Origin of the sequence: uncultured Hymenobacter sp. (assembly GCF_964242765.1) — a bacterium.
In the GTDB taxonomy this organism is placed as follows: domain Bacteria; phylum Bacteroidota; class Bacteroidia; order Cytophagales; family Hymenobacteraceae; genus Hymenobacter.
Genome location: NZ_CAXTBM010000002.1, coordinates 125,788 through 134,190 on the forward strand (window position 1 = coordinate 125,788; position 8,403 = coordinate 134,190).

The 8,403-nt window shown below is 55.2% G+C and carries 9 protein-coding genes; 5 read left to right on the forward strand and 4 right to left on the reverse strand.

The window, feature by feature from the left end:
- Positions 1 to 202: 202 nt before the first annotated feature.
- On the reverse strand, positions 203 to 2,953 hold the full coding sequence (gene mutS, locus ACFE7X_RS01415) for a DNA mismatch repair protein MutS (RefSeq protein ID WP_375433945.1): 2,751 nt from the start codon (positions 2,951 to 2,953) through the stop codon (positions 203 to 205).
- A 213-nt stretch (positions 2,954 to 3,166) separates the two neighbouring features.
- Between mutS and ACFE7X_RS01420 the strand changes: the two genes are divergently transcribed.
- The 3 genes from ACFE7X_RS01420 to ACFE7X_RS01430 all read left to right on the forward strand — a co-directional run bounded on the left by ACFE7X_RS01420 (position 3,167) and on the right by ACFE7X_RS01430 (position 5,215).
- Positions 3,167 to 3,715, forward strand: coding sequence for an RNA methyltransferase (locus ACFE7X_RS01420; protein WP_375433867.1), 549 nt, complete (start codon positions 3,167 to 3,169; stop codon positions 3,713 to 3,715).
- Between the two features lie 313 nt (positions 3,716 to 4,028).
- On the forward strand, positions 4,029 to 4,442 hold the full coding sequence (locus ACFE7X_RS01425; RefSeq protein WP_375433868.1) for a hypothetical protein: 414 nt from the start codon (positions 4,029 to 4,031) through the stop codon (positions 4,440 to 4,442).
- On the forward strand, positions 4,439 to 5,215 hold the full coding sequence (locus tag ACFE7X_RS01430; RefSeq protein ID WP_375433869.1) for a J domain-containing protein: 777 nt from the start codon (positions 4,439 to 4,441) through the stop codon (positions 5,213 to 5,215). Before ACFE7X_RS01425 ends, ACFE7X_RS01430 begins: the two co-directional genes overlap by 4 nt.
- 133 nt (positions 5,216 to 5,348) lie before the next feature.
- Here the strand turns inward: ACFE7X_RS01430 and ACFE7X_RS01435 are convergent, their stop codons facing one another.
- A complete protein-coding gene (locus tag ACFE7X_RS01435; RefSeq protein WP_375433870.1) occupies positions 5,349 to 6,122 on the reverse strand; it encodes a TerC family protein in 774 nt (257 codons plus the stop codon).
- A 113-nt stretch (positions 6,123 to 6,235) separates the two neighbouring features.
- Positions 6,236 to 6,727: a YajQ family cyclic di-GMP-binding protein gene (locus ACFE7X_RS01440; RefSeq protein ID WP_375433871.1), complete on the reverse strand. Its 492-nt coding sequence runs from the start codon at positions 6,725 to 6,727 to the stop codon at positions 6,236 to 6,238.
- A 300-nt stretch (positions 6,728 to 7,027) separates the two neighbouring features.
- Here ACFE7X_RS01440 and ACFE7X_RS01445 point away from each other — a divergent pair, with 300 nt between their 5' ends.
- Complete coding sequence (locus tag ACFE7X_RS01445; RefSeq protein ID WP_375433872.1) at positions 7,028 to 7,474, forward strand: GNAT family N-acetyltransferase; 447 nt, start codon at positions 7,028 to 7,030, stop codon at positions 7,472 to 7,474.
- 60 nt (positions 7,475 to 7,534) lie between these two features.
- On the opposite strand, the gene ACFE7X_RS01450 is transcribed toward ACFE7X_RS01445, so the two are convergent.
- Positions 7,535 to 7,840 carry an Mpo1-like protein gene (locus ACFE7X_RS01450; RefSeq protein WP_375433873.1) on the reverse strand — a complete coding sequence of 102 codons (306 nt, stop codon included), beginning with the start codon at positions 7,838 to 7,840 and terminating at the stop codon, positions 7,535 to 7,537.
- A gap of 170 nt (positions 7,841 to 8,010) precedes the next feature.
- On the opposite strand from ACFE7X_RS01450, the gene ACFE7X_RS01455 reads away from it, so the two are divergent.
- On the forward strand, positions 8,011 to 8,403 hold a 393-nt coding region (locus ACFE7X_RS01455; RefSeq protein WP_375433874.1), incomplete at its 3' end, for a PaaI family thioesterase.

An 8,403-nucleotide genomic window follows, 5' to 3' on the forward strand; every position in this document is an offset into this window, starting at 1 on the left:
ATCGGGTTGTCAAGAGTAAGGCTCGAAAAATGTCTGATTCCTACTGTTTCTTGAACGTTTTTTACTGATTTTCAGGAAGAAAAATTTTAGCGCTTCATGTCAAGAAAGACGTTTCCTAGTTGAAGTAGCTAATAACAGCTGCTATTCGCAGCGGACTGTAGCAGTGCCGCTCACTACCGATGTGTGGTGTGGCACTCCAACGTTACTTGCTGCCTAGCGCCAGTTTTAATTCGTTTAGCTTCAGGAGGGCTTCGATAGGGCTCATTGTATTTACATCCAGCGTTTGAAGCAACTCTCGTACCCGTTCCATAGCTGGGTCGGCGGGCTCGAACATACTGAGTTGCAAACTCGGACGGGGCGCATTATGAACGGCTGCCACGGGCTGAAGCACAGGCCCCCGCTGGCTGGTGACAGAATCAGTTGTTCCATTCAGGTGCAATACTGCACCTTCCTGCTGTTCGTCAAGGCCGGATAACACTTCGTCGAATTCGGTAGGGGCGTCGGTGTCGAGGCCGGCGCTGGCACGCTCTTGCTCCAGGTGGTGCATGATTTCGTTGGCCCGCAACACCACCGAAGTGGGCATACCCGCCATTCGGGCCACGTGGATGCCGAAGCTGTGCTCGGAGCCGCCTTCTTGGAGCTTGCGCAAGAACAAGATACGGCCATCAGCTTCGCGCACGGCCACGTTGTAGTTGCGGACGCGCGGACAATCGTCGGCCAGTTGGTTTAGCTCGTGGTAGTGGGTGGCAAACAAGGTTTTGGCGCGAGCCTTGGGGTTGTTGTGCAAGTGCTCAACCAGCGCCCACGCTATACTGATGCCATCGTAGGTGCTGGTGCCGCGCCCGATTTCATCCATCAGCACGAGGCTTCGGTCCGACAGGTTGTTGAGGATGCTGGCCGTTTCGGTCATCTCCACCATGAACGTGCTTTCGCCCTTACTCAAGTTGTCGGAGGCTCCGACGCGGGTGAAAATCTTGTCGATGATGCCAATGACAGCCGCGTCGGCGGGCACGAAGGAACCGATTTGCGCCAGCAGTACAATCAAGGCCGTCTGGCGCAGCAGGGCCGATTTACCGGCCATGTTTGGGCCAGTAATTACTACGATCTGCTGATTTTCTTGGTCGAGGTGAATATCGTTGGGAATATATTGCTCGCCCGGGGGGAGCTGCCGCTCGATAACCGGATGCCGGCCGGCCGTAATATCTAGGGCCGTAGTATCGTTGACGATGGGCTTCACGTAGCGGTGCTGCCGCGCCGTGGCAGCAAACGACGCCAAGCAGTCGGTGACGCCAATGGCACGCGCGTTTTGCTGAATCTGCGTGACATACTCGGCCGCCGATAGCACCAAGTCGTTGTAGATATTTTGCTCGATGACGAACAGTCGGTCTTCGGCGTGCAGGATCTTCTCCTCGTAAACTTTCAACTCCTCGGTGATGTAGCGCTCGGCATTTACCAAAGTCTGCTTCCGAATCCAAGAGGCAGGCACTTTGTCTTTGTGAGCGTTGGTGACTTCGAGGTAGTAGCCGAATACTTTGTTGTAAGCCACTTTCAAACTCGAAATACCGGTTTCCTGCACCGCACGCTGTTGCAACTGGAACAGGTAATCCTTGCCCGAAAACGCAATACCGCGCAAATCATCCAACTCTTTATCTACACCATCATTGAGTACGCCACCCTGGTTGGTGAGTAGAGGAGCATCAACTCTGATTTTCAATTGAATTTCTTCGCGTAGGGCGGTGCAAGGGTTCAACTGGTCGGCCAATTTGAGTAGGGCTTTAATGCCCGAAGCGGCTAGCTGCTCCCGCATGGGGGTAATGGCTTCCAAGGCACGAGCCAATTGCAACAGTTCGCGCGGGTTGATGCGGCGTACGGCCACCTTGGATATCAGTCGCTCCAAATCGTTGATTTGGCGCAGGTGCAGCAGCAGGCTTTCCAGCAACTCGGGCGTCTGGAGTAGGGCGTCTACCGTATCGAGGCGGCGCTGAATCTGGGCGGGCTCTTTCAGGGGCAGCACCACCCACTTGCGCAGCAGGCGGGCACCCATGGGCGTCACGGTTTGGTCGAGAATGTCGATAAGGGGCACGCCGCCGGGGTGCTGGGCCTGCACCAGTTCCAGATTGCGCACGGTAAACCGGTCGAGCCAGACATACTTATCTTCCTCGAGGCGGCCAATGCTACCGATGTGGGCCACATCGGTATGCTTGGTTTCGGCCAGGTAGTGCAGGATGCAGCCCGCCGCCGTAATGCCTTCGCGCAGCGCATCAATGCCGTAGCCTTTTAGCGAAGTGGTGTTGAAGTGGCGCGTGAGCGTTTCGTAGCCATAGTCGAAGCCGAAAACCCACTCGTCTAGGGCGTAATGGCAGTAGTCTGGGCCGAAATGGCCTTCGAATTCCTGCCGGCTTTTCTTGCAAAATAACACTTCGGCAGGCTGAAAATTCTGGAGCAGCTTGCCGAGGTAGTCTACGGTTCCCTGGGCCACCAGAAACTCGCCGGTACTGATGTCGAGGAAGCTAATGCCAGCTTCCTGCTTGCCAAAGTGGATGGCGCAGAGGTAGTTGTTGGAACGGCGCTCCAGTACGTTGTCGTGCAAGCTGAGGCCGGGCGTTACTAGCTCCGTAATACCGCGCTTGACGAGGCCTTTGGCTAGTTTGGGGTCTTCGAGTTGGTCGCAGATGGCTACGCGCTGCCCAGCCCGCACCAACTTGGGCAAGTAGTTGTCGAGGGCATGGTGGGGAAATCCAGCCAGGGCTACTTCCGAAGAGGTGCCCGCGCCCCGCTTGGTCAGCGTGATATCCAGAATGCGTGAGGCCGTCACGGCATCTTCGCCAAAGGTTTCATAGAAGTCGCCGACCCGGAACAAGAGCACCGCGCCCGGATGCTGCTGCTTGAGTTGGTAGTATTGCTTCATGAGCGGCGTGTCGGCCACGGGAGCGGGGCCGAGTGAGCCGTGCATGCGGATAGGTTTCTTATCGGGGGCGGCAGTACTTGTTTTCACTGGGGCAGCATGTAGCACGAAGCTCCAGCTTCGCGCATCGTTGAGCAGACGGTGCGGGTATCGTTGCAACGAAGACGTTTAACGACGCACGAAGCTGGAGCTTCGCGCTGCATTTCGGGATACAAGCAACTAACATCAGCCACCTACGGGCGCGTTCCTACCTTTGCACTCATGCGCAAACTCTCGATGGAAGAGCTGAACCGGCTGACGGTGGCAGACTTCAAAAATACGCGAAAATTCCCCCTCACCCTAGTGCTCGACAACGTGCGCAGCCTGCACAACGTGGGCGCCGCCTTTCGAACCGCCGATGCGTTTGCCATCGAAAAAATCTGGCTTTGCGGCATCACCGGGCGGCCCCCGCAACGTGAAATCACGAAGACGGCACTAGGCTCCACCGAGTCCGTGGTATGGGAGTACGCCGCCACCACGCTAGAGGCATTGCAGCAACTGAAGGCCGCCGGCTATGTGCTAGTGGCCGTTGAGCAAACCACGGGCAGCGAGTTGCTGCCGACATTTCAGCCCGATCCGGCGCGGCCCTACGCCTTAGTGATGGGCAATGAGGTGTTCGGAGTGGAAGATGAAGTGCTGGCCTTCTGCGACGCGGCAGTGGAGATTCCGCAGTTTGGTACCAAGCATTCTTTAAACGTGAGCGTAGCGGCCGGCGTGGTGCTCTGGGATTTCCTCAGTAAGCTTGGCTGGACTACCAACCGGGAAGCGTAGGAAACGGAAAGCTGTTTTACTGCGAGGCAGCAGGAGCTAGCGTGCTGAACCTGCGCTTGGTGTTGCCCTGCGTGAGTTAGCGCTTAATTGCCGAAGCATCTCGCTTCTGTCCTACTCACCGTTCCTGCGTCGGGGCGGTGAGGTGCTTCACTAGGTAGGGGTTGAAGGAAGCTGAGCAGTGCTTCGAAACCTGCCCAGTTAGCCTCTGGCCCATGTTCTGAAAGTTTATTTTCTACTCTTGTCTAACTCCACAACCAAGCTGGGCAGCTTTTTTCGTACTTAGAGTATTAGCTCGTCCGTTATCTTCTTCTAAATGTTATCTAGTACCCGACCCGATGCCGCGCTGCTGGCCCTGCGCCCAGTTGTGGCTACGGCGCCTGCCAGTGGCAATGCCACGTCCGGCGACTTCCTGCACCACACCTTGCGACCCATTCTCAAACTTCAAAATGACTTATTGTTAGCTGTAGTAGCCGATTTTGTACGCGACCATCATGTGCCTTTAGTCACGGCTTCCCCTACCGACCAGCAACGTTTACTAACGGAGTTGCTAACCCGCAACGTGAAGTTGCGCTACACGGTGGTGGGGCTGATAAGCGGCCTGTTTACCAATGCCGAGGTGGATTTCTATCGGCAGCACCGCTCCGAGCTAAACCGCCGGTTGCTGGAATTGGCGGTGCAACGGGTGCAGGAACAAGTGGAAGCAGTGGTAAAAATGAGCGCGGTATGACCACTTACTACACCGTGTTAGGTGTGAGTGAGCAAGCTACCCCTGATGATATTCGCCGGGCTTATCGGCGCCTAGCTCTGCTCACGCACCCCGACCGCACACCCGACCCCGCTGCTCACCAGCGCTTTCTCGCTGTGAACGAGGCGTATGAGGCGCTGAGCGAGCCCAATCGCCGCTACTTCTACGACACACAACTGCGCGAAATCCGAAATCGGGTACGGCCGATGCACTCGGTACCCTCGTCCTTTGCTGCGCGGACCCACCGTCGGCCGCCCCCGCCGCCCATCTGGCGGCGACGTAGCTACGTGCCAAAGCGGCTGAACTTTCCTGTATACGCCCGAAAAGCCAAACGCTGGGGAAAGTGGCTGGCGGTGCTGCCGGTGCTAATTCTGCTCGACTTTTTCATGTTGCGGCACTACGCCACGGCCACTTTCATCAGCATTGGCACCTCGCGTGATGGGGCCGGTAATCTGTATAACTGGGTGGTTACGTCGCAAGGCGAGTTCAACACCGTTGCAGAAATTCCACTCTCCACGGCGGGCTTCCGGGTGCTAACATCTTGGCTTTTCAAGTTTGTCCACGAAGCATATTTGCCTGACGGCACTGCTTTGCCGGTACACACCACGTCTGGTAGCCTGCTGGGTTTCACGGGCTTACTGCTGCTGTTGGCTGCCACCACCCAAGTCAAACACTTATCCGATGCAGCCCGGGTGAACGTAACCATTGTGGCTTCCGTCTTGGCCGTAATCTTACTGCTGATGGTACTGAGTTAAATGTAGGTCTGAGCCGACCCACTCAAGAACCGCTTGTTCGCATTCAAACAACCAAATACTCCAACAAAAACGCCCACAATGGAAATTGTGGGCGTTTTTGTTGGGCTTAAGAGCACCACGCTGGTAGGGTAGCTTAGTCGTACTGGGATTCGCGCAGGTGAACGGGCGGCGTTTTTTTGCGCAGGCGCATATTAAGTATTTCGACTACCAGCGAGAAAGCCATGGCAAAATAGATATAGCCCTTCTCGATTTCCTTGTGGAAGGCTTCCATCACCAGCATTACCCCGATCATAATTAAGAAGGAGAGGGCCAGCATTTTGATGGTTGGGTTGCGGTTCACGAAATCGGCCACTACACCCGAGAAAGCCAGCATTACCCCCATGGACAGGATAACGGCCAGAATCATAATCAGCACATTATCGACCAGCCCCACGGCCGTGAGAATGGAGTCGAAGCTGAACACGATGTCAATGATGATGATTTGGAAGATGATGCTAGACATTGACACCTTGGCTTTGCCCTCACTATGAGTTTCTTCTTCCTCGCCTTGCAGTTTGGTGTGAATTTCGGTGGTGCTCTTGCCAATCAAAAACAAGCCGCCACCGAGCAAAATTAAGTCGCGGCCCGAGACGCCAAACGGCTCTTCCATCCACGGCAGATTCAGGGTGAAGAGCGCCGACTTCAACCCCACAATCCAGGAGATGCTTAGCAGCAGCCCGATGCGGAAAATTAGCGCCAATAACAACCCGATAGTCCGGCCGCGGCCCTGCTGGTCGTGTGGTAACCGGTTGACAATGATGGATATGAAAATGATATTGTCGATTCCCAACACGATTTCCATGAAGGTCAGCGTGAGCAAACTTACCCAAGTTTGGGGGTTGGAGAATACCGAAAAGTCGAAATGCATTAGGGAAAGGTTGAGTTGTTGAAAATTGATACTTGAATTGTTGAATAAGTAAATAGTTGACTGTTCAAAAAGCCACTGAACGACAACCATCTACTACTTCAGTCACTCAGTTATCAACTCTTCATGTTCACGAATTGCAAGGGTTGGCCGATATCAGTGCGGCGAAGCAACGCAATAACAGCTTGTAGATCGTCAATTTTCTTGGCCGTAACGCGTACTTGGTCGTCCTGCATTTGGGCTTCCACTTTCAGCTTGGCGTCCTTAATGGCCTTAATGATTTTGCGACCCGCATCTTTATCAACCCCGGCCCGGACTTTGACGGTTTTCTTGACCAGATTGCCGCTTGGCAACTCTTCGGCCGTGAAATCCAGCGACGTGCCATCGATACCCTGCTTCACTACGCGAGTCAGCAAAATATCTTCCAGGGCCTTAACACGCATTGAATTCTCTGAGCTAAGCAAAATGGTGTTGGCTTTCTTATCGAGGTCGATGCCGCCCTTGGTGTCGCGCAGGTCGTAGCGAGTTTGTAGTTCTTTCTTGGCTGTGTTCACCGCGTTTTCTAGCGTTTGCGGGTCCACTTTGCTCACGATATCAAAAGAGGCCATGGAATGGAAGGTTAAGAGAAATGGGAGGGCTGTAGGCCAAACCGACCCGCCGGTTTGTACGGGGCAAAGGTAGGAAGGTGACGTGCGAATATGGTGAGAGCGTAATTACATGATTTGCCAGCGGCACCAATAGGCTTGCAGCGCAAAGCTAGGGCTCCATGCACGGTTGCAGTAAAGTAGCCTGAATCGGGTGCCACCTACATCTTGGAAATAGTAAAACAAGCTTCCTTGTAACGAGTATTACCTTTCTCTACCATGCGCCACTAATGCTGCCGCTTGATCTGTCTAGCTCTGCTACTTATGAAAATTCGCTCTCCCCAAACGCCCGCTGAGTGGGCTGCTTACTACCGGCTGCGCTACGAGGTATTGCGGCAGCCCTGGCAGCAGCCCGCAGGCTCGGAACGAGTTCCTGAAGACGAAGACCCAGCTACCGTACACGCGCTCCGGCTCACGCCCAATGGTACGGCCGTGGGCGTGGCCATGCTGCAATCGGCGGAGCAGGCGCGGGGACAGGTGCGGTTTATGGCGGTGGCGCCCGCTTGGCAGGGTCGCGGCATTGGAAGGGAATTGCTGCACTATCTAGAAACAACGGGGCGCCGGCTCGGCTACACCGAAATCCGACTGCACGCCCGCGAGGCGGCCGTACCGTTTTACACGCGGCTAGGCTACGCGCTAGAGGCGCCGTCGCACACGTTGTTTGGCAGCATCCCTCACTTCCTGATGACCAAGCAACTGGCTGATGATTGATCGGAGAAGCTAGGTGAAGGCGGTTTGCCTACTGTTTTCCAGCCAAGAGCATTTCGCAACTTAAAATGACTCTCGGCCGCGGAGCAGGTCCCAATACAACTGAAAGTCGCCGCGCAAGGAGAGCCAAGGGTGCTGGAAGGTGGCTGGGCGGTTGTGCTCCACAAAAAAGTGCCCTATCCATGCAAAACCATAGGCGGCCACTATGCCGACCAGAATTAACATCGGCCGTTGCCACACTGCTGCCAGCACTAGGGCCACCAGAAACGAGGTGGTGCCGATAAAATGCAGAACCCGGGTGCCACGGCGGCTATGTTCGCGTAGGTAACGAGGGTAGAATTCTGCAAACTTGAGGGGCAGGGAAGGCATAGGGCACAGATAAGTAGATGCAGTACTGGAAGATACTTCTTCGCCAGGAAAAGTTGGTCGTGGTTCAGTTACCAGCCGTTACCTTCGGCTCGGCTGCCCACTACTTGGGTGGGCATAGGTATCGATAAGTGCATGCCTAATTTTCCTTTCTGCTTCCACCTCCTTGCTCTATGGAACAGCTTCCTGATATTGCCACGCTGGTAACTCTCTATAACCAAATCAACAACTACGGCCGCGCCAATGGCATGAACCTCACGGTGACGCAGCCCGGCGAGGTGGTGTATACCATGGCCATTTGCGAAGAACATCTGTCGTCGCCGGGCACTTGCCATGGGGGAGTGGTGGCGGGCCTGATGGATGCGGCGCTAGGGGCGGCGGCTCTCTCACTGGCCTTTACCGCCGGGGAGTTGGTATCGACCGTGGAGTTCAAGATCAACTACTTACACCCCGTACGCCTGCACGACCACTTAGTAGCCCGCGCCACCGTAGAGCACAGCGGCAAGACATTAATTGTGAGCAGCGCCTTCATCAATTGTCCTAGCCGTGACGGTTTGGTGGTAGCC